The sequence below is a fragment of the Streptomyces sp. NPDC031379 genome (assembly GCF_055569615.1).
Genome location: NZ_JBVIIT010000006.1, coordinates 90,166 through 110,054, shown reverse-complemented (window position 1 = coordinate 110,054; position 19,889 = coordinate 90,166). Strand labels below are relative to the sequence as shown.

18 protein-coding genes are annotated in these 19,889 nt (G+C 73.7%); 7 read left to right on the top strand and 11 right to left on the bottom strand.

Translation table 11 applies throughout. The features are described 5' to 3' along the window. Positions 1 to 70: 70 nt before the first annotated feature. From ACZ5CW_RS10735 to ACZ5CW_RS10725, 3 genes are all read left to right on the top strand, one after another. A complete protein-coding gene (locus ACZ5CW_RS10735; RefSeq protein ID WP_468599950.1) occupies positions 71 to 532 on the top strand; it encodes a CoA-binding protein in 462 nt (153 codons plus the stop codon). 151 nt (positions 533 to 683) lie between these two features. Beyond that, positions 684 to 2,318 (top strand): APC family permease, encoded by a 1,635-nt coding sequence (locus tag ACZ5CW_RS10730; protein WP_468599949.1) that lies wholly within the window; start codon positions 684 to 686, stop codon positions 2,316 to 2,318. 65 nt (positions 2,319 to 2,383) lie between these two features. After that, the gene (locus ACZ5CW_RS10725) at positions 2,384 to 3,613 is read left to right on the top strand and encodes a 4-hydroxybenzoate 3-monooxygenase (protein WP_468599948.1); all 1,230 of its coding nucleotides are present in this window, start codon (positions 2,384 to 2,386) and stop codon (positions 3,611 to 3,613) included. Between the two features lie 96 nt (positions 3,614 to 3,709). Here the strand turns inward: ACZ5CW_RS10725 and ACZ5CW_RS10720 are convergent, their stop codons facing one another. Both ACZ5CW_RS10720 and ACZ5CW_RS10715 read right to left on the bottom strand, forming a co-directional pair. Further along, positions 3,710 to 3,850: a hypothetical protein gene (locus ACZ5CW_RS10720; RefSeq protein ID WP_468599947.1), complete on the bottom strand. Its 141-nt coding sequence runs from the start codon at positions 3,848 to 3,850 to the stop codon at positions 3,710 to 3,712. 38 nt (positions 3,851 to 3,888) lie between these two features. Continuing rightward, positions 3,889 to 4,272, bottom strand: coding sequence for an ArsR/SmtB family transcription factor (locus ACZ5CW_RS10715; RefSeq protein WP_468599946.1), 384 nt, complete (start codon positions 4,270 to 4,272; stop codon positions 3,889 to 3,891). Between the two features lie 61 nt (positions 4,273 to 4,333). On the opposite strand from ACZ5CW_RS10715, the gene ACZ5CW_RS10710 reads away from it, so the two are divergent. Continuing rightward, positions 4,334 to 5,392 carry a cation diffusion facilitator family transporter gene (locus tag ACZ5CW_RS10710; RefSeq protein ID WP_468599945.1) on the top strand — a complete coding sequence of 353 codons (1,059 nt, stop codon included), beginning with the start codon at positions 4,334 to 4,336 and terminating at the stop codon, positions 5,390 to 5,392. Positions 5,393 to 5,571: 179 nt separating this feature from the next. On the opposite strand, the gene ACZ5CW_RS10705 is transcribed toward ACZ5CW_RS10710, so the two are convergent. Both ACZ5CW_RS10705 and ACZ5CW_RS10700 read right to left on the bottom strand, forming a co-directional pair. Then, on the bottom strand, positions 5,572 to 6,129 hold the full coding sequence (locus ACZ5CW_RS10705; RefSeq protein WP_468599944.1) for a YbaK/EbsC family protein: 558 nt from the start codon (positions 6,127 to 6,129) through the stop codon (positions 5,572 to 5,574). Positions 6,130 to 6,161: 32 nt separating this feature from the next. Beyond that, positions 6,162 to 6,734 (bottom strand): helix-turn-helix domain-containing protein, encoded by a 573-nt coding sequence (locus ACZ5CW_RS10700; protein ID WP_468599943.1) that lies wholly within the window; start codon positions 6,732 to 6,734, stop codon positions 6,162 to 6,164. Between the two features lie 108 nt (positions 6,735 to 6,842). Here ACZ5CW_RS10700 and ACZ5CW_RS10695 point away from each other — a divergent pair, with 108 nt between their 5' ends. Beyond that, a complete protein-coding gene (locus ACZ5CW_RS10695; protein WP_468599942.1) occupies positions 6,843 to 7,700 on the top strand; it encodes an EamA family transporter in 858 nt (285 codons plus the stop codon). Between the two features lie 29 nt (positions 7,701 to 7,729). Here ACZ5CW_RS10695 and ACZ5CW_RS10690 read toward each other — a convergent pair whose 3' ends face one another. Then, positions 7,730 to 8,494, bottom strand: coding sequence for an acyltransferase (locus tag ACZ5CW_RS10690; RefSeq protein ID WP_468599941.1), 765 nt, complete (start codon positions 8,492 to 8,494; stop codon positions 7,730 to 7,732). Between the two features lie 111 nt (positions 8,495 to 8,605). Here ACZ5CW_RS10690 and ACZ5CW_RS10685 point away from each other — a divergent pair, with 111 nt between their 5' ends. After that, a complete protein-coding gene (locus tag ACZ5CW_RS10685; protein ID WP_468599940.1) occupies positions 8,606 to 9,133 on the top strand; it encodes a gamma carbonic anhydrase family protein in 528 nt (175 codons plus the stop codon). Positions 9,134 to 9,199: 66 nt separating this feature from the next. Here the strand turns inward: ACZ5CW_RS10685 and ACZ5CW_RS10680 are convergent, their stop codons facing one another. Further along, a complete protein-coding gene (locus tag ACZ5CW_RS10680) occupies positions 9,200 to 9,844 on the bottom strand; it encodes a DedA family protein (RefSeq protein WP_468599939.1) in 645 nt (214 codons plus the stop codon). A gap of 249 nt (positions 9,845 to 10,093) precedes the next feature. On the opposite strand from ACZ5CW_RS10680, the gene ACZ5CW_RS10675 reads away from it, so the two are divergent. Continuing rightward, the gene (locus tag ACZ5CW_RS10675) at positions 10,094 to 11,155 is read left to right on the top strand and encodes a lysylphosphatidylglycerol synthase transmembrane domain-containing protein (protein WP_468599938.1); all 1,062 of its coding nucleotides are present in this window, start codon (positions 10,094 to 10,096) and stop codon (positions 11,153 to 11,155) included. A 294-nt stretch (positions 11,156 to 11,449) separates the two neighbouring features. On the opposite strand, the gene ACZ5CW_RS10670 is transcribed toward ACZ5CW_RS10675, so the two are convergent. Genes ACZ5CW_RS10670 through ACZ5CW_RS10650 form a run of 5 tightly spaced genes read right to left on the bottom strand, consistent with a single transcriptional unit; the run spans position 11,450 to position 19,888 of the window. Next, the gene (locus tag ACZ5CW_RS10670; RefSeq protein WP_468599937.1) at positions 11,450 to 12,520 is read right to left on the bottom strand and encodes a class I SAM-dependent methyltransferase; all 1,071 of its coding nucleotides are present in this window, start codon (positions 12,518 to 12,520) and stop codon (positions 11,450 to 11,452) included. Next, positions 12,517 to 13,698 (bottom strand): glycosyltransferase, encoded by a 1,182-nt coding sequence (locus tag ACZ5CW_RS10665; protein WP_468599936.1) that lies wholly within the window; start codon positions 13,696 to 13,698, stop codon positions 12,517 to 12,519. Before ACZ5CW_RS10665 ends, ACZ5CW_RS10670 begins: the two co-directional genes overlap by 4 nt. Beyond that, positions 13,695 to 14,495 (bottom strand): alpha/beta fold hydrolase, encoded by an 801-nt coding sequence (locus ACZ5CW_RS10660; RefSeq protein WP_468599935.1) that lies wholly within the window; start codon positions 14,493 to 14,495, stop codon positions 13,695 to 13,697. The genes ACZ5CW_RS10665 and ACZ5CW_RS10660 overlap by 4 nt, the downstream gene beginning before the upstream one ends. Positions 14,496 to 14,498: 3 nt before the next feature. Next, positions 14,499 to 14,819, bottom strand: coding sequence for an acyl carrier protein (locus ACZ5CW_RS10655; RefSeq protein WP_468599934.1), 321 nt, complete (start codon positions 14,817 to 14,819; stop codon positions 14,499 to 14,501). After that, positions 14,816 to 19,888, bottom strand: a complete 5,073-nt coding sequence (locus tag ACZ5CW_RS10650) for a type I polyketide synthase (protein WP_468599933.1) — start codon at positions 19,886 to 19,888, stop codon at positions 14,816 to 14,818. Before ACZ5CW_RS10650 ends, ACZ5CW_RS10655 begins: the two co-directional genes overlap by 4 nt. Position 19,889: the final 1 nt, after the last annotated feature.

Genomic DNA, 19,889 nt, shown 5'->3' with positions numbered 1-19,889 from the left:
CAGTGCCTCCGGGGTGCTGTTGCCCGAACCGACGACCATCCGACATCCCCCGCGCCCCGAGGAGGCCGCCGTGTACGGCGACGAAGCGACGATCCGCAGGATTCTGACCGAGCTGGGTGACACCTGGGCCGTGGTCGGCCTGTCCGGCAACCGGAACCGGCCCGCCTACGGGGTGGCACACGTGCTGCAGCGTTTCGGCAAGCGGATCGTGCCGGTGCACCCCAAGGCCGAGACGGTGCACGGCGAGCCGGGCTACGCCTCCCTCGCGGACGTCCCCTTCGACGTGGACGTGGTGGACGTCTTCGTCAACAGCTCGCTGGCGGGCGCGGTGGCCGACGAGGCCGTGGCGAAGGGCGCGCGGGCCCTGTGGTTCCAGCTGGGCGTCGTCGACGAGGCCGCCTACGACCGGAGCCGGGGGGCCGGTCTGGAGATGGTCATGGACCGTTGCCCGGCGATCGAAATTCCCCGACTGCGCGAGACTGTCTCTCCTTCTTCTCACAATTCGGCGCTGAATATTGACATTCCGAGTTGATGTCTGACCTGTGCGAAGACTGTTCCCCAAGACAGGCAAGATCCTGGGTCAAGTTTTGGGAAACAGTCTTTTGCCGGCGCAGATAGCCTTCCTAGCCTGTGGCGTCCTTGCTCGTTGATTTAGCGTTCATGAACTGAGAGGCCACTTGCACATGGCGAAAGTCGACGCCTTGCCACAGGCCACGACGGAGTCCGGCGGTCTGCGCCGAGATGTCGGACTGATCGGTCTGATGTGGGCCTCCGTGGGCTCCATCATCGGCTCCGGATGGCTGTACGGCGCCGAGAAGGCGGTCGTCGTGGCCGGCCCCGCGGCGATCATCTCGTGGGTGATCGGCGCGGTCGCGATCGTCCTGCTGGCGCTCGTGCACGCCGAGCTGGGCGGCATGTTCCCGGTGGCGGGCGGCACGGCCCGCTACCCGCACTACGCGTTCGGCGGCCTGGCCGGCATGTCCTTCGGCTGGTTCGCCTGGCTGCAGGCGGCGACCGTGGCCCCGATCGAGGTCGAGGCCATGATCGGCTACGCCGGTCACTGGCAGTGGGCCCAGGGCCTGCAGCACGCCGACGGAACGCTGACCACCGGCGGCTTCCTCACGGCCGTCGTCCTGATGGCGGTCTTCGTCGGCGTCAACTTCTTCGGCGTCCGGGCCCTCGCGCACACCAACAGCGCCGCCACCTGGTGGAAGATCGCCGTCCCGCTCGGGGCGATCTTCGTCATCGCGGCGGGCAACTTCCACGCGAGCAACTTCACCTCGGAGGGCTTCGCGCCGTTCGGCGCCAAGGGCATCCTGGGCGCCATCAGCTCCAGCGGCATCATCTTCGCGCTGCTCGGCTTCGAGCAGGCGATCCAGCTCGCGGGCGAGAGCCGCAACCCCAAGCGCGACCTGCCGCGCGCTACCCTCGGCTCGGTGGCGATCGGCGCCGTGATCTACGTCCTGCTGCAGGTCGTGTTCATCGCCGCGCTGCCGCACGCCTCCTTCGCGCACGGCTGGGCCAACCTGGACTTCCCCGGCATCAGCGGCCCGTGGGCGGGCCTGGCGACCCTGGTCGGCCTGGGCTGGCTGGGCTGGGTGCTCTACGTCGACGCGATCATCTCGCCCGGCGGCACCGGCCTGATCTACACCACCGCCACCTCCCGCGTCTCCTTCGGCCTGGCCAAGAACGGCTACGCGCCGAAGGCGTTCGCCAAGACCGACAAGCGCGGCGTGCCGTGGTTCGGCCTCCTCATGTCGTTCGTCACCGGTGTGGTCTGCTTCCTGCCGTTCCCGAGCTGGCAGGAGCTGGTCGGCTTCATCACCTCGGCGAGCGTGCTGATGTACGCGGGCGCGCCGCTGGCCTACGGCGTCTTCGCCGACCGTCTGCCGCACCACGAGCGTCCTTACCGGCTGCCCGGCGGCAGGATCATCTCGCCGCTGTCGTTCGTGGTCGCCAACCTCATCATCTACTGGGCCGGCTGGGACACCCTGTGGCGCCTGGGCTTCGCGATCCTGCTCGGCTACGTGCTGCTCGGCTCCTACGCCTGGTACGCCACCGCCAAGCGGCTGCCCGACGCGCCCCGGCTGGACTTCAAGGCCGCACAGTGGCTGCCCGGTTACCTGATCGGACTCGGCGTCATCTCCTGGCTGGGCGGCTTCGGCGGCCGGGGCAGCATCCCGCTGTGGTGGGACATCCTGGTCGTCGCGGCCTTCTCCCTGGCCATCTACTACTGGGCCAAGGCCACCGCCTCCGCGCCCGAGGCGATCGAGCGCAGCATCGACGAGGTCGTGGTCACGGACGCGCCCGCGCACTGACCACCTCGCGCGGCACGCACGGTGTCCCGTCGGCTCGGCTGACGGGACACCGTCATAATGCTCGCGTGACGTCTCCTTCCCCCCACTCCCCCCACTCCAACTCCCCTGCCCCGCACCGCTTTCCGGTCGTCGTCGTGGGCGCCGGACCGGCGGGCCTGACCGTCGGCAACATCCTGCGGGCCGCCGGTGTCGACTGCCTGGTCCTGGAAGCCGAGAGCAGGGAGTTCATCGAACAGCGGCCACGTGCCGGGGTCATCGAGGAATGGGCCGTACGCGGCCTCGAACAGCGCGGCCTGGGCGGCCCTCTGCTGGAGCGTGCGGAGCGGCACTCCGAGTGCGAGTTCCGCTTCGACGGCCGAGGACACCGCTTCTCCTACACGGAGCTGACCGGGCGTCACCACTGGGTCTATCCGCAGCCACTGCTCGTGACCGATCTCGTGCGAGAGTACGCCGACGTGCGCGGCGGTGAGATCCGCTTCGGCGTGCGGGACGTGACCCTGCACGACCCGGACTCGGACCGGCCCTCCGTCTCGTACACCGACCCGGACAGCGGCGAACGGGTGATCGTGCGCTGCGACTTCGTCGCGGGCTGCGACGGGGCCCGCGGGGCGAGCCGGGCCGCACTGCCGCAACGGGCACGGACGTCGCGGCGCGACTACGGCACCGGCTGGCTGGCGCTGCTCGCCGAGGCACCACCGTCCTCCGACTGCGTGCTGTTCGGCATGCACCCGGACGGATTCGCCGGGCACATGCCCCGCAGTCCGGAGGTGACCCGCTACTACCTCCAGTGCCCGCCCGGCGACGACCCGGACAACTGGTCGCACGAGCGTGTCTGGGGCGAGCTGCAGCAGCGCCTGCGGGCGGCCGGCCGCCCACCGCTGACGGAGGGACGGCTGCTCGAGAAGCGCGTGCTGGACATGCACAACTACGTCGTCGAGCCGATGGTGTTCGGCCGTCTCTTCCTGGCCGGCGATGCCGCACATCTCGTCGCGCCGATCGCCGCGAAGGGCATGAACCTGGCCCTGAACGACGCGTTCCTGCTGGGCGACGGCCTGGTCGCACATCTGACGAAGGGCGATCCCTCGGGCCTGGACGGCTACTCGGAGGCATGCCTGCGGCGGGTGTGGGACTACGAGGAGTTCTCCGAGTGGCTCTCGGAGATCTACCACGGCACCTCCTGCGGCGACCCCTACCGGGCCGGCACCACGCTGGCCCGGCTCCGCCGGCTGTTCACCTCGCCGGCCGCGGCGGCCGCCTTCGCCGAGCAGTACCTGGGGACGGCCCCCGGCTACTGAGCCACGGCCCGCGGGCTCGGGCCGCCGTGTCCGACCCCGCCGGCGGGCCGTCCCCGGAGCCGGCGGCCGGCCCCGCCCGTGGCGTCGAAGAGGCGCTCAGGCGGCGGCCGCCGCCGCTCGCGTCCGGGTCGGGCAGAGGGCGGCCGCCGGGAAGAGGGCCGTGATCAGCGCCATGGTCTGCGGCGCGAGCAGGGCCGCCGCCACCCCCTGCCCGAGCCGCGCGCTGCTCAGCGCCACCCCCGAGCCTCCCCGCGCCTGCGGGCGGTACGCGACGTTCAGCTCCCTGTCTCGGTGATCCGCTCCTCTTCCCCGGTCCGTTCGGCGAGGCGGTGGTCCGCCGTCTTCAGGGCCTCCTCGACCAGGCGGCGCAGGTGCCCGTGCCGGAGTGAGTAGATGACCCGGCGACCCTCCTTGCGGGTGTCCACCAGCCCGGCGAGCCGCAGCCGGGCCAGATGCTGGCTGACGGCCGGGCGGGCGGCACCACACGCCTCGGTGAGGGTGGTGACGTCGGCCTCCCCCGCCGTCAGGGCGTGCAGCAGCGCGAGGCGGGTCCGGTCGCCGAGCAGGGACAGGAGTTCGGCGGCGAGCGCGAACTGCTCCTCGCCCGGGCTGCGCGGGTGCGCATGGTGCGCAGGTGATAGGTGCATGCGTGCGCTCATACGCACATAATGGCTCCGTGGACGCCTCGCGTCCACTCCCGCACACCGGAAGGGGATCGACGTGAGCGACCGGCACCCGCACCACCACGAGGCGGACGGCCACGCCCCGCACGAGCACCGGCACGCCCCGGCCCCCGGCCTGCGCCACCGTCTCGGCCACCTCCTCACCCCGCACTCCCACGAGACCGCCGACAAGCTGGACCCGGCGCTCGAGTCCTCGGCGCGCGGGATGCGGGCGCTGTGGGTGTCACTGGCCGTGCTCGGGACGACCGCGCTGGCGCAGGCGGTCGTGGTGGCCGCGTCCGGTTCGGTGGCGCTGCTCGGGGACACGGTGCACAACGCGGCCGACGCGCTGACCGCCGTACCCCTCGGCATCGCCTTCGTGCTGGGGCGGCGGGCGGCGACCCGCCGGTTCACCTACGGCTACGGGCGGGCCGAGGACCTCGCGGGGCTCGTCATCGTGCTGACCATCGCCGCCTCGGCGGCCTTCGCCGCGTGGGCGGCGGTCGGGCGGCTGCTCGACCCGCGCCCGGTCGAGCACGTGCCGGCGGTCGCGGTGGCCGCGCTGGTGGGCTTCGCCGGGAACGAGTGGGTGGCCCGGTACCGGATCCGGGTCGGCCGGGAGATCGGCTCCGCCGCGCTGGTCGCCGACGGGTTGCACGCCCGTACCGACGGATTCACCTCGCTGGCGGTGCTGTTGGGCGCCGCGGGTTCGGCCCTCGGCTGGCAGGCGGCGGATCCGATCGTGGGGCTGGTGATCACGGCCGCGATCACACTGGTGCTGCGGGACGCGGCGCGGGAGGTGTTCCGGCGGGTGTTGGACGCCGTCGACCCGGCGCTGGTGGACCGGGCCGAGCGGGCGGTACGGGACGTGCCGGGAGTGCGGGAGGTGGGCGAGCTGCGACTGCGCTGGATCGGGCACCGGCTGCGGGCCGAGGTCGCGGTGGTGGTGGACGGCGAGGCGACGGTACGGCAGGCGCACGCGATCGCCGTCGAGGCCGAACACGCGCTGCTGCACGCCGTGCCCAGGCTGACCGCCGCCCTGGTGCACGCCGACCCGGCACCGGCTCCGGGCGAGACGGACCCCCATGCGGCACTGGCCCACCACGCGACGGCCTGACGGGCGGAACGGACGAGCCGAGGGGCTCGGGGCCGATCGACGGGCGACGGGAGACGGGAGACGGACGGGGCGTCACACCGATCGGCCCACGGGCCGGTCAACGCGCCGGCCCACGGGCCGATCGGCAGGCGGACCGCCGGGCCGACGAACAGGGTGGGCGGACGGGCAGGCCGCAAGGGTCAGGCGGTTCCGAGGCCCTCCAGCACCACCGCGCCCGGGAGTTCGGCGAGGGCCTTACCGGGTACGAGCAGCTTGCCGCGTCGGCGGCCGCTGCCGACCAGGACGTAGGGCAGCTCGACGACGGCCGAGTCCACCAGCACCGGCCAGCCGGTCGGCAGTCCGACCGGGGTGACGCCGCCGTACTCCATGCCGGTCTCCCCCGTCGCCGTCTCCATCGAGGCGAACGAGGCCTTGCGGGAGCCGAGTTGACGACGGACCACGCCGTTGACGTCGACCCGGGTGGTGGAGAGCACCACGCACGCGGCAAGGGTGGTCGCGCCGCCCCGCTTGCCCGCGACCACCACGCAGTTCGCCGACCGTTCCAGCAGATCGCGGCCGTAGTGCTCGACGAAGACGGCGGTGTCGGCCCAGCGCGGGTCGGTGTCGACGTAGACGATCCGGTCGGCGGGGACGGCACCCTGCCAGTTGCGTACGGCGTCGGCGACCGGGGCGGTCAGTTCGTCCAGGCGGTCCGGGGCGGGAGCGGCGGTGTCGAAGTCTCCGATGGGTGCGCGCATGGCCGCACGCTAACAGTCCGCTCCGGCGCGGTTCAGCGCACGGGGGGTACGGAGACGGCCATCAGCATCTGCATCGGTTCGTCGCCCTCGTTGCCGTAGGTGTGCGACGCACTGGCCTCGAACGTGGCGCTCGCGCCGGCCGGGACGAGGTGCTTGACGCCGTCCACGGTGAGCGTCAGTTCACCGGCGGTGACGTGGACCAGTTCCACCGTGCCCACCGGGTGCGGGTCGGAGGGGCTCTGCTCGCCCGGCATCAGCCGCCAGTCCCACATCTCCAGCGGTCCGGGGGCCTCCGTGCCGGCGAGGAGCCGGTTGTAGCTGCCGGCCTCGGTGTGCCACAGCCGTACGGTCTGATCGGCGGGGACGACACGGACCTTGGGGCCCCGCTCGTAGTCGAGGAGCGTGGTGACGCTGACGCCGAGCGCGTCCCCGATCTTCACGACCGTTCCGATGCTCGGGTTGGTGCGCGCCTGCTCGATCTGGATGAGCATCCCGCGGCTGACACCGGCCCGGGCGGCGAGCACGTCCAGGGTGAAGCCCCGCACCGAGCGCCAGTGCTTCACGTTGCGCGCCAGGGACTGGGTCAGGAGTTCGAGGTCCGACACATTCCGTCCAATATCCGAGATCGTTCATTATTGTGGATGACGCAGTCCAGTGGACTGAACTACGGTGAGGCGCACCCGCTCGTCCGACGAACTGTACTGCGAGGAACCGTGACAGCAATCTTCGCCCTGACCACCAGTCTCCTGTGGGGGCTGGCCGATTTCGGCGGCGGGCTGCTGACACGACGTACCCCCGCGCTGACGGTCGTCGTCGTCTCGCAGGCGATCGCGGCGGCCGTGCTGGGTGCGGTCGTCCTCGCCACGGGAGGGTGGAGCGAGGCCGGGCCCCGGCTCTGGTTCGCGGTCGCGGCGGGCCTGGTGGGACCCGTGGCGCTGCTCTCCTTCTACAAGGCCCTCGCGCTCGGCCCGATGGGGGTCGTCTCGCCGCTCGCCACCCTCAGTGTCGCCGTCCCGGTAGGGGTGGGCCTGGTCCTCGGCGAGCGCCCGGGCCTGCTCCAGGTCGCGGGCATCGCCGTAGCCGTCACCGGCGTCGTGCTCGCGGGCGGTCCGCAGCTGCGGGGCGCGGCCGTGCAGCGGCGGACGATCCTGCTCACGCTGGTCGCGGCGCTGGGCTTCGGCACGGTGTTCGCGCTGATCACGGAGGCCTCGACGAATGTCACCGGCCTGTTCCTCGCACTGTTCGTGCAGCGGCTGACGAACGTCGCCGTGGGCGGGGCCGCGCTCGCCGTCTCGGTCCGGCGCGGCGGTGCCGCCCTGCCTGAGGCCGGCTTCCCCTGGGCCTCGCTGCCCGCGCTGGCCTTCGTCGGGCTCGCCGACGTGGCGGCCAACGGCACCTACGCCATCGCCGCCCAGCACGGCCCGGTCACGGTGGCGGCCGTCCTCGCCTCGCTGTATCCGGTGGTGACCGCGCTGGCCGCGCTCGGCTTCCTCAGCGAGCGGTTGCGTACGGTGCAGGCGGCGGGAGCGGGGCTGGCCCTGCTGGGCACGCTGCTGCTGGCGACCGGCTGAGCCGCGTCCCGGCCCGCGGTCCGCTCCGCTCAGTTCTCGGGCTCCAGTGCGGCGAGCCGCGCCACCCCGTCCTCGTCCAGTTCCGCCAGCGCCCGCAGCTGGTCCGGCGTCGTCCCCTCCGGGATCGGCACCGGGGCCGGGGTCCGGAGCGGCGGCTGCCAGCCCTCGTCGGGGGTCCAGCGGCGTACCACGCGCGCCGGCGCCCCGGCCACCACGGCGTGGTCGGGCACCGTGCCGCGTACGACGGCCCCGGCCGCCACGACGACGTTCCGGCCGATCCGCGCGCCCGGCAGGATCACCGTGCCGGTGCCGATCCAGCAGCCCGGGCCGATCTCGACCGGCTCCATCCGCGGCCACTGCTTGCCGATGGGCTGGTGCGGGTCGTCGTAGGAGTGGTTGGTGGAGGTCACGTAGACGTACGGGCCGAAGTAGCAGTCGCTGCCGATGGTGACCGTCGTGTCCGCGATGACATGGCTGCCCCGGCCGAGGACGACTCCGTCGCCGATGCGCAGGATCGGGTCCGGGCCGAGATCCAGGTCCGGCATCAGTCCCGCGGTGAGGGTGACCTGCTCGGCGATGATGCAGTGGGAACCGAGGTGGATCCAGGGTTCGCCGAAGACCGTGCCGAGCGGGAAGGCCAGCCTGGTGGCTTCGCCGATCGATCCGAAACGGAAGCGGCCGGGGTTCTCGGCCGTCACCGACCCCGTCCGCTGCATCCACGACCAGCCGGTGTGCACGGCGCGCTGCACCAGGTGGCGTCGCCAGGATGAGAACGTGTTCTTGCGCTTCGGCACGAGGCCACACGTTACTCACCGGTTGCCCGGCAGGAGAGGGTGGGCTGCTGTGATCTTCACCCCACCCGGTGCCGTACCGTGCGGGGACACCACGGACCGGAGGAGACGGTGATGACGCACAAGGCACTGATCGTGGGCATCGGTGGCAAGGAGCCCCAGGTCGACCCGGAGGCGTTCGTCGCGCCCACGGCCTCCGTGATCGGTGACGTCACCCTGCACGCGGGAGCGAGTGTCTGGTACGGGGCTGTGGTGCGCGGTGACGTGGAGAAGATCACCGTGGGTGCCGACGCGAATGTGCAGGACAACGTCACGCTGCATGCCGATCCCGGGTTCCCGGTCAGGGTCGGGGAGCGGGTGTCCATCGGGCACAACGCGGTGGTGCACGGGGCGACCGTCGAGGACGACTGCCTGATCGGGATGGGGGCGACCGTGCTCAACGGTGCGGTGATCGGTGCCGGGTCCCTCGTCGCCGCTCAGGCGTTGGTACCGCAGGGGATGACGGTTCCGCCGGGATCTTTGGTGGCGGGCGTGCCGGCGAAGGTGAAGCGGGAACTCACGCAGGAGGAGCGGGAGGGGGTCACCCTCAACGGCACCCTGTACGCCGAGCTGGCCAAGAAGCATCGCGGGGTGCACGAGTAGACCCGCTACGGCGGATGCGGGCGCGCGGCGGGACCGTCGTCCGGTTCCCCGCGCCCCTGGGCACACTCACTCCCCGGCGTTCACCGGTTCTGCCTCTCGCCGGGGCGCCTGGGCCTTCTTGGCCTTGCGCTTGATGACCAGCATGGAGGCCAGGCCGATCAGCAGGGCCACCGCCAGGCCCAGGTACGAGAACCTCTTCAGCCAGTCCTCGGCGACGACGCCGACGTAGTAGATGACGGCCGTGGTGCCACCCGCCCAGCAGATGCCACCGAGGACGTTCGCGGTGAGGAACTTCCAGTACGGCATGTGCAGGACGCCCGCGAGCGGGCCGGCGAAGATGCGCAGGAGGGCGACGAAGCGGCCGAAGAAGACGGCCCACATGCCCCACTTCTCGAAGGACCGCTCGGCCGTGGCCACATGTCCCTCGCCGAAGTGCCTGGGGAACTTCTTGCCGAGCCAGGCCAGCAGCGGGCGTCCGCCCTTGCGGCCGATCGCGTAGCCGATGGAGTCGCCGATCACGGCACCGGCGGTGGCGCACACGCCGAGCACGATCGGGTTGACGCCCGAGTTCTGTGAGGACATCAGCGCCGCCGAGATCAGGATGATCTCCCCCGGCAGCGGGATGCCCAGGCTCTCCAGGCCGATCACCAGGCCCACCAGGGCGTAGACGGCGGCCGCGGGCACCGAGTCGAGCCATTCCTGGACGTGCACCGCCGGTTCCTCCCCTGTCGATGTCCTGGGCGTCGGGGCCTCGCATGCGAAGTGCGCCCCACGGGAAGGCTACCTGGTCGGCCGTGAACGGCTGTTCGCGCGCACCCGCCCGGTGGCACGGTCCCGCCCTCGCTCCTTCGGTTTTCGGACATCCCGGTGTCACGCGGGAGGGGAAGGCTCCCCGCTGCTCGCCCGGCCCGCCTCCCCAGGTCCCCGCCGCGGGGCCCGCTGCGGAAGGACGACGTCCCCGTGTCCTCACTGTCCCCGCTCACCCCGCTCGCTCCCGCCGCCTCCGGCTCCCTCCCCCCACGGCAGCCCCCTGCCGAGCCCGAGGCTCCCTGCCCCCCGCCGGGCACCCCGGCCCGGCCGGCGTCCCTCCTGTCGGCCCGGCCCGTGCGGCTGGCCGTGTGTCTGCTCCCGGTGCTGCTCGCCGGGGTCTGGGCCGTCGGCAACCGGCCCGTCCTGTACGAGGGTGCCCGGCGGCTGGTCGCCGCCGACCCGCGATGGCTGCCGGCCGCTGTCGGCCTCACCTGTCTGACCTGGGTGGCGGCCTCGTGCGTCCGGCAGGGCGCCCTGCCCGACCGGCTGCCGCCGGGACTGCTGCTGGCCTCGCAGTTCGCCGCCGGCGCGGCCAACCACGCGCTGCCCGGCGGGCTCGGCGCCCATGCCGTCACCCTGCGTTTCCTGCGGGCGCGGGGTGTGCCGCTGCACCGGGCCACCGCGTCGATCGGCCTGTACTCGCTGGCCCGGTCCTGCGCGAAGACACTGGTGCTGCTCGTCTTCCTGGCGGCCTCGCCGGCCTGGCGGCGGCTCGGCGTGCTGGTCCCGGACGGGCGGCTGCTCGTGCCGGTCGCCGCCGTGGCGGGGGGCGTCCTCGCGGTCGTGGGGGTGCTGCTGACCTTCGTACGGCCGTTGCGCCGGCCGGTGACCGGGCTGGTGCGGTCGGCTCTCGCCGACGCGCGGGCCGTGCACGCGCGGCCCTGCCGGGTGTTCGCGCTGTGGGGCGGCGCGGTCGCGATGCCGCTGGTGCACGCGGGCGTCCTCGCCTGTGTCGGGGCCTCGCTGGGGCTGGGCCTGCCGTGGGAGCAGGTGACGCTCGCCTACCTCGCGGCGGGCACGGCGGCCGGCGCGCTGCCGGCGCCGGGCGGGCTCGCCGTCGATGCGGCGCTGGTGTGGACGCTGGTCACCTTCGGTGCCCTGCCGGCGACGGCCACGGCGACCGTGATCGGTTACCGGCTCCTGACCGACTGGCTGCCGCTGCTGCCCGGCGCCCTGATGCTGTCGGCGCTGATCCGCGCCAAGGTGCTGTGAACGCGGTTCACGCAAAGCACCCCCGAAACCGCGGCACACATGCGCCGACCACCGGGACCGCCGGTCACATACGCCGACCGTCAGGACCGCCGGTCGCACACGGCGTCCATGAGGACCGCCGGTCTCACACGGCGGCCACCGGCCGCACACGGCCGAAACCGCGAAGCCACCACCCGAGTCACCCGGGGACGACACGGGCCAGCCGGAGGGGGCCATCGGGGCCACCGGAGGCACAGCGCACCACCCGGACCTCAGTCGTACGCGGCCGGGGCCCGGGCCTCGGCCCCGGCCGCGTCATTCGCGGCGAGCCACCAGGCGGTAGGCGTTGGACAGGCCGAGGTGGTGGGCCACAGGGCGGAGCGCGAAGCGGTCGAGGAGGGTCGCTGTGGCGAGGGCGGGCACGCCCGTGAGGAGGAGCGCGGTACGCAGGCCGCGCCGCAGCGCGCCGGGCGGCTCGGGGAGCCAGGGCGCGTCCTCCCGCGGAGCGGTGTGGTCGAGGGCCAGCCAGACGGCGGCGAGCAGGTCCACCGGATCGTGCGGCTCGGCGTGCTGCTCCGCGACCACCGTGAAGCCGATCTCCGTCAGCCGCCGCCGGAGATTGGCGACCGGCATGAGGTGCAGGTGCTGCGGCTGGAGCCAGGGCAGCCACCAGCGCCCGAGGAGGCGGGCGTAGCGGCTGTCCGGGTCCGGGACCTCGATGAGGAGATGCCCGCCGGGGCGTACGGCCTCATGGGCGGCGCGGAGTTCGCGGTCGGGGTCGGTGCTGTGCTCCAGGTAGTGGAACATGCTCACCACGTCGTAGCGGGCGGCCAGTTCGGGGGCGAGGGCGGAAAAGGCCCCGCGGTGGGCGTGGTCCACACGGCCCGCGCGGGCGGCGAGTTCGACGCCGTCGGTGAAGTCGAGCCCGTCGAAGGCGGTGCCGGGCAGGACGGTGCGGGCGGCCTCGCAGAAGTGGCCGTGGCCGGTGCCGACGTCCAGCCATGACTTCGGAGCGGGGTCGTGCGCCAGCATCGCCTCGGCACGGCTCCGGTACATCGCGCCGCGGCCGCCGAAGGTGCCGCTCATGCGCTGCTCGCCGAGGCCGTCGTAGAAGTCCCGGTAGTAGAACTCCAGCCCCTCGTCGGTCAGCCGCGGGTTCTGGAAGACGTGGCCGCAGTCGGCGCAGCGGTCGAGGACGAAGCGGCCGGGCTTGTGCTGGAGCAGGTCGGTGGTGCGCAGGCGGGTGGTGAGCCGGCCGGAGGAGCACCAGGGGCAGGTGGTGCGCCGGGGGGCGAAGAAGCGGTCGGTGCCGGTGGCCAGGCCGGTCCGGTAGGCGGGGCGCAGGGCGGCGATGCGGGCCGTCCTGTCGTCGCTGTGGTCGCTCATGGGCCCTCCGCTGCGAGTCGTTCGAGGTGGGCCGCCGCGGCCTGGGCGCCGCCCGCCGCGCGGAACGCGGTGCGGACCCGGGCGGCGGCGGCCCGGGGGGCACAGTCGTGCAGGACGGTGTCGAGGGCCTCGCCCAGCCGGGCGGCGGTGACCCGGCCGAACCTGACCCGGACGCCGGCACCGCAGTCCACGACCTGACCGGCCACCACCGGCTGGTCGTCCCGGACGGGGGCGACGACGAGCGGAACGCCGTGCCACAGGGCCTCGCACACGGTGTTGTGTCCGGCGTGGCAGACGACGGCGTCCATCCGTGCCAGGAGCGGGAGCTGGGGCACGGACGGCAGGATCAGCACGTCCTTGTCGCCTGCCGTGGCGGGGAGCGTGCCGCCCGGGTCGGCGAACACGGCCTGCACCCGGTCGGCCCGGTCCCGCAGCGCGGTGACGCACTCGGCGAGGAAGCGACCGCCGGCGTCGGCGTTGGCCGTGCCCAGGGTCACCAGGACCCTGGCCCGGCCGTGGTCCAGCCATTCCCAGGGGAAGCCCGGTGTGGCCGGGCGGCCGTCGAGCGAGGGGCCGACGTAGTGGACGTGCGGCGCCGACGGGGCTCGGGGGCCGACGAGTTCGGGTGTGCTGAACACCAGCAGGAGGTGCGGAGAGGACCGCGGGTCGGCGCTGCCCGCCGGGTCGCCGATGCGGGCGCGCAGGTCGGCCAGGCGCAGTCGCAGCCACGCGGCGACCTTGGGCAGGCCGTCGTAGGCGCCGGTGAACTCCGCCGAGGTGGTCGCGGAGGTGGCCCACGGCACCCCCAGCCGCTCGGCCACCAGGGCGCCGGCGAAGGCCTGCTGGTCGGCGACCACCACGTTCGGGCGGAACGTCGCCACGGCCGTGCGGACCCCGGGCGCCATCGCGTCGGCGAGCGGCAGCAGGTACCACTCCCAGAGGAACTTCAGCGCCTCCGCGCCCCGCAGGTCGGGGGGCCGTACGGCGCCCGCGGCGCCGGGCACGGGACCCGCGCACCCGAACACCTCGGCGTCCGCGCCCGCCAGCCGCCGGACCAGCGCCGGGTCGGCGCACGCCCAGGCCACGCGGTGTCCGTGCGCGGTGAGCCGGGCGGCGACGCCGACGGCGGGGTTGATGTGCCCGGTCAGCGGCGGGACGACGAAGAGGAAGCCGCTCACCGGACGCCCGCCCCCGCCGCGATCAGGTCCAGGATGTGACCGCCGACGGTGCCGGGCGCCTCGACCAGCACCGAGTGCTCGTGCCCGGGCAGCACCACCGCCCGGAAGTCGGCCAGCAGTCCCCGCTTCAACGGCACCAGGTCCACCAGGTCCGAGTCACCGCCGTACACGCCGAGGACCGGGCAGCGTACGGCGCTGATCTCGGCCTCGGTCAGTACCCGGCTGGCGGGGATGTCCCGGCCGAGGCTGGTGTCACGGGCGAGCCGGGCCGCGCCCTTGGCGAGGCGGGCGGTGTTGTGGCCGCGGTGGGCGGTGATCCAGGCGATCGCGTCGGGCTCGTTGTGCGCCAGTTCCGTCGTCACCCTGCGCAGGATGTGCCCCAGTTTGGCCGCCCACGCCGCTGTCGCGGGTTCCGACTCGATCAGCGTCAGACTGGCCGTACGGCCGGGGTGGCGGGCCGCGTAGCCGAAGGCGACGGTGCCGCCGTAGGAGTTGCCGACGAGGTGCACGGGCCCCGCGACGCCGAGACGGTCCAGGAGTGCCGTGAGGTCGTCGATGTTGTGGTCCAGGGTGTAGCCCCACGGCGGGCGCTCGCTGCGGCCGTGCCCGCGCAGGTCGTACATGACGACGTCGAGTCCGGCGGCCGCGAAGCCGGGGGCGACGGTGAAGTAGTAGCTGGCCAGGCTGTCGGTGAGCAGCCCGTGCACCAGGACCACCGTGGCGAGCGGGGCGCGGCCGCCGGCGGGGCCCATGCGCTGGACGTGCAGCCGGATACCGCCGGCGTCGACCATGGCCATGGCTCAGCCCGCCTGTGCGGACTTGAGGCTCCACACCACGTATTCCACGAGCCGGCCGACGGTCAGCTCGATGATCTCGTCGAACTCCATGCCGGCCAGGAACTCGGCGAGGTTGACCCGCCCCCCGTACCGCTCCTCCAGCAGGCCGGCCAGGGTGACGAGGTCGATGCTCTCCAGTTCCAGGTCACGGTTGAAGGTGGTGGACATGCCGATCACCACGTCGTCGTCGCCGTACTCCGCCAGCACCGTGCGGAGCATGCCGGTGACATCGGCGAGCACGGCTTCGGCGGTGGGCTGAGCCGGGGCCGGCGGGGTGGGGTTCATCGGGTGTACTCCTCGGCTGCTGGGTCGTGTGGTCCGCTCTCGGCTCCCGGCCCCGTCGTCCAGGCCACGACGTAGGCGCGCTCCGGCAGGGCGGGCGGGTTGGCCACCGGCGCGCAGCGCACGGTGTAGGCGCGTTCCAGGCGCCCGGAGACGAGCAGCCGGCTGCCGTCCCGGACGGCCTCCAGCACGGTGAAGTCCCTCGGACGGCCGCCGAATCCGACGCCTTCGGCCTTGGCGACGGCCTCCTTGGCGGCCCAGAAGCGGGTGAACCACAGGGCCTCCGGGCCGGTGCCGTCCGCCGACCGGGCGCGCAGGAGCCGTAGTTCGGCGGGGCCGAGCGCGGTGGCCAGGGTCGCCGGGTCGTGTGCGGTGACCTCCTCGATGTCGATACCGGGGCCGGGCTGCGGGGTGTGCGGCCGTACGATCGCGACGGCCGCCTCGGCCCGGTGGGCGAGCGAGACGTCCAGCCGGGGCAGAACGCGGCCGTGCACGCCGGTGACGTACGGGCGGCCCAGTTCGTCGTTGCGGACCCGGATCTCGGCCGGGAAGACCGGCCCTTCGCCGTGCTGCCAGAGCCACTGCCGTACGGCGTCCTTGACCGCGATACGGCCGAGCAGCCATTGCCGGCGGCCGCGCGGCGGGCGGTCGGCGTACTCGGCACGCTCGGCGCCGCCCAGCGAGTTGCGCATGATCAGCTCGCGGGAGGCGAGGTCCGGCCACCGCTCGTGGACCAGCGTCCAGCCGCCGGGCCGGGCCAGGGAGAGGGTGTGGCGCTCCGGGAAGCGTTCGACGGGGCGGGTCGTCGGGTCGTTGTCGAAGCGGCGGTCCTGCCAGCCGCTCAGCACCGCCCACACCCGGCCGTCGACGGTCAACTCCGCGTCCGCCTCCAGGACGGCGTCCGTGAGCGAGGTGACACGCACCAGGCAGCCGACCTCGGTGCCGGGGGCCGGGTGCGGCCCGTGGAAGCGCATCCGCCTCACCTGCACGGGGAAGACGACGGTCCGCTCCGTGCGGGTCGCCATGATCCAGTAGCCGAGCAGCTGGCCGACGTTGTCCAGCAGGGCACCGGGTGCGGCGGGCGCGGTGATCACGCCACGGATGTGCCGCTCACCGATCGCGGTCAGCTCGGTGAGGCCCTGGAACCCCGGGCCGTGGAACATCCAGCGGTCACGGTAGAGCTGGGCCGCGGTGTGCTCGGGGGCGCGTTCGCGGGTGTCCGGGAGGGGGCTCGGCGGGGGCGCTGCCGGGTACCGCGCGGCGAGTTCGACCTCGGCACGGGCGGTGGGGCCGAAGGTGACGGTGACGCGGTGGGGCCGGTCGGGGGGCGGGGCGACGGTGACGCGGTCCGGCTGGGCGGGGGCCGGCGTCACGGTGACGCGGTGGGTCTGGTCGGCGGCGTGGGTGCCAGTGGCACGGTCCGGTCGGTCGGGGGCCGGGGTGACGGCGGCGCGGTCCGGTCGGTCGGGGGCCGGGGTGACGGTGACCTGTACGGCGACGGGGGGTGTGGCGGTGAGCCACCGGTCGAACCGGGCCTCGTGCACCGCGACCGCCCGCATGCCCGGCGCGGCGGCCGCCTCCTCCGCCGCGTCCATCATGTGCCGGACGATCGTGGTGGCGGGCACCACCGGCCAACGGTCCTCCAGATCCGGCCAGCCGGGACGCTGCGGGAAGAAACAGTGGTCCAGGAGGTGGGGCATGGTCTGCGGGGAGACGCGCAGGGTCGTCGTGACGGCCGTCGCAGGCCTGGTGGGCGGAGAGGGTTCCGGACTCGTGTCGGCCCTCGACGGCCTGGGGTACGTGGGAGGGGTGGTGGCGGCGGTTCGGCGATGGTCTGCCGTGATCAGCTCCGCCGCCGTGTCCGCGGTGTCCCGGAGCAGGGCGGAGAGTTCGGCGGCGGCAGGGAAACGCGCGGCGAGGTCGTCGAGGGGGCTCGGCGGGCCCTGAGGGTGCGCACCCGGCCGCAGCTCCGCGCGCAGCGCGTCCAGGACCGGCCCGTCCAGCGACACCAGGGCACCGCCGAGGTCGAGGCGGACCGGCGGGTGCTCGCTGCCGGTCCGGCCCGGCGCGGCCCGCCGGGTGTGCCGGGCGGCACCGGCCCCTGCCGCCGCGTGCGCCGGGACGGCCGGTGCCACGGCCGCACCCGCGGCCCACAGGGCCGTGGCCACGCGCCGCAGTTGGGCCATTCCGCCGTGGTGGGGCGAGTTGGCGGCGACGGCCAGGTGGTCGCGGTCGCCGAGGGTGTCACCGATGAGGGAGGTCAGCCGTCCCGGGCCGGTCTGGACGAAGACGCGGTGCCCGTCGGCGTACAGGGCCTCGGTGAGATGGCGAAAGCGGACGGGTTCCAGCAGATGCCGTACGAACAGTTCGCGCACCTCCCGCTCCGGCCGCGGGAACGGCGCCGCGGTCGTCCCGGACCAGAGCGGGACGGTCGGCGGATGGATCCGGAAACGGTGCGCGGCCTCCTTGATGGGGGTGAGGTACGGCTCGAGCATGGGTGTGTGGAAGCCGGAGCGGAAGGGCAGCACCTGGCAGAGCACGCCTTGGGCACGGAAGGACCGTACGAACTCCTCGATCGCCGCGTCCGGCCCGCAGACCATGGACTGGCGGGGCGCGTTGTCGTGGGAGAGGACGATCCCGGACCCCGCCCAGGTCTCGGCGAGCGCGGTGCGGACGCGTGCGGCGGAGGTGCCGACGGAGGCGAAGACGAGTCCGGGGACGGTCACCGCGTCCGGATCGAACTCGGCCATGAAGGCGTCCACTTCGGCGGCCGCGTACAGTCCGGCGGCCACCATCGCCGTCCACTCGCCGACGCTGTGCCCGGCGACCGCGTCCGGTACGACGCCGATGCGGCGCAGCGCCTGGTCCAGCAGCCGGCCCACACCGACGACGCCGAAGCCGTGCCGTCCGACGTCACCGACGTGGACGTCCGTGCCGGTGACCGGGGGCAGGCCGAAGTGGGCGGCGATGTCGTCGGTGCGGGGGGTGAAGTCGCCCTCCAGGCCCGGGAAGACGAACGCCAGCCTGCCGCCGGCACCGCCGAGCAGGGGGCCCGGCCGGAACCACACGTCGTTGCGGCCCGACCAGGCCCGGCCCTTGGCCACCGCGCGGCGGGCCAGGGCGAGCCGCTTGGCGGTCGGGTCCACGACACCGAGCCGGACGGGACCGGCGTCCGGATGGGGCAGGTCGGCGTCGAGACCGGCGGCGCGCACGGCGGTGTCGTCGGCGTCGAGGAGGGCGGCGAGATCCCCCGGGCGGGCAGCGGAGAGCAGAAGAATGCGCTCGGGTTCGGCGACGCGCGCGGAGGCGGACACCGAGGGGGACGCGGAGGCGGACCCGGAGGGGGACGCGGAGGCGGACCCGGACGGAGTCACAGGGGCAGACACCGACGGGGGCACAGACGCGGACCCGGACGGAGGCACAGACGCGGACCCGGACGGAGGCACGGACGCGGACCCGGACGGAGACGGGGAAGCGGACCCCGGCGGAAACCCAGAGGCGGACCCTGACGGAAGGGCGGAAGCGGGCCCCAGGGGAAACGCAGAGGAGGACCCCGGCGGAAACGCAGAGGCGGACCGTGGCGGAGGGGCGGAAAGGGGCGTCGGCGGAGGCGTGGAGGCCGGCGCGGAGTGTGCGCCTGGGGCCTCCTCCAGGACCACATGGGCGTTGATGCCGCCGAAGCCGAAGGCGTTCACGGCGGCACGCCGGACGGGCTGCCGGGCGTCGGTGCCCCAGGTCCGGGCCCGCTCCAGGGTGCGGAAGCGGGTCGCGGCGAGTGCGGGGTGGGGGTCGTCACAGTGCAGGGTGGGCAGGAGCGTGCCGTGGTGCAGCGCGAGGGCGGCCTTGACCAGGCCCGCCACCCCGGCGGCCGGCATGGTGTGCCCGATCATCGACTTCACCGAGCCGAGGACAGGGCGGAAATCGCCGTCGTCGGCCGGGCCGTACGCCGGCCGTGGACCGAACACCTCGGCGAGCGTGGTGAGTTCGGCGGTGTCTCCGGCGGGTGTGGCGGTGCCGTGGGCCTCCAGCAGGCCGATCGAGTCCGGTGCCGCGGGGTCGAGTCCGGCGGCCTGCCAGGCCTGGCGCACGGCCCGGGCCTGTCCGGCCGGGTCCGGGGTGACGAGCCCGGCCGTACGGCCGTCGCCGGCCACACCCGTGCCGCGGATCACCGCGTAGACGCGGTCGCCGTCGCGTTCGGCGTCGGCGAGGCGCTTGAGTACGACGACGCCGGTGCCCTCGCCGATGAGGATGCCGTCGGCGTCGCGGTGGAAGGGGCGGATGCGCTGGCTCGGGGACAGGGCGCGCAGTTGGGAGAAGACGCTCCACAGGGTGATGTCGTGGCAGTGGTGCACTCCCCCGGCCAGCATCACGTCACAACGCCCGGTGGCCAGTTCCGTGACCGCCTGGTCGACGGCGACCAGGGAGGAGGCGCAGGCCGCGTCCAGGGTGTAGGCGGGACCGCGCAGATCGAGCCGGTTGGCGATACGGGAGGCGGCGAGGTTGGGAACCAGGCCGATCGCGGAGTCGGGGCTGTCCGGACCGAGTCGCTCGGTGAACGCCGCCCGTACCCGGTCCAGTTGCGCGGCGGACAGACCGGGCAGCAACTCGCCGAGCGTGCGGACCAGTTGTCCGGCCGTGCGCACCCGCTGGTCGAGCCGGGCCAGGCCGGGGGTGAGGTAGCCGCCGCGGCCCAGGGCCACGCCGACCCGGTGCCGGGCGGGCAGCCGTTGCTCGCCGCCCGCGTCGGCGAGCGCGGCGGCGGCCACCTCGAGTGCGATCAACTGGTCGGGCTCGGTGCCCCGTACGGAGGCGGGCATGATGCCGTACCGGGTGACCTCCACCTCGGCCAGGCCGTCCACGAATCCGCCGCGCCGGCAGTACACCTGGCCGGGGACGGCGGGACCGGCGGCCGAGCCGGGGTGGTAGTAGTCGGCGTCCCAGCGGTCGGCGGGGACGTCCCGGATGGCGTCGACACCGTCGCGCAGGTTGCGCCAGTAGGCGTCGAGACCGGGAGCGCCGGGCAGCAGCACCGCCATGCCGACGATCGCGACAGGACTCTGACGGTATGCCATG

What these genes read in the sequence shown, in the direction of transcription:
- ACZ5CW_RS10730 (WP_468599949.1), top strand. Translation starts at nt 684, where the DNA reads ATGGCGAAAGTCGACGCCTTGCCACAGGCCACGACGGAGTCCGGCGGT.
- ACZ5CW_RS10715 (WP_468599946.1), bottom strand. Translation starts at nt 4,272, where the DNA reads ATGAGCGCACGCATGCACCTATCACCTGCGCACCATGCGCACCCGCGC.
- ACZ5CW_RS10705 (WP_468599944.1), bottom strand. Translation starts at nt 6,129, where the DNA reads ATGCGCGCACCCATCGGAGACTTCGACACCGCCGCTCCCGCCCCGGAC.
- ACZ5CW_RS10685 (WP_468599940.1), top strand. Translation starts at nt 8,606, where the DNA reads ATGACGCACAAGGCACTGATCGTGGGCATCGGTGGCAAGGAGCCCCAG.
- ACZ5CW_RS10670 (WP_468599937.1), bottom strand. Translation starts at nt 12,520, where the DNA reads ATGAGCGACCACAGCGACGACAGGACGGCCCGCATCGCCGCCCTGCGC.
- ACZ5CW_RS10660 (WP_468599935.1), bottom strand. Translation starts at nt 14,495, where the DNA reads ATGGCCATGGTCGACGCCGGCGGTATCCGGCTGCACGTCCAGCGCATG.
- ACZ5CW_RS10655 (WP_468599934.1), bottom strand. Translation starts at nt 14,819, where the DNA reads ATGAACCCCACCCCGCCGGCCCCGGCTCAGCCCACCGCCGAAGCCGTG.
- ACZ5CW_RS10650 (WP_468599933.1), bottom strand. Translation starts at nt 19,888, where the DNA reads ATGGCATACCGTCAGAGTCCTGTCGCGATCGTCGGCATGGCGGTGCTG.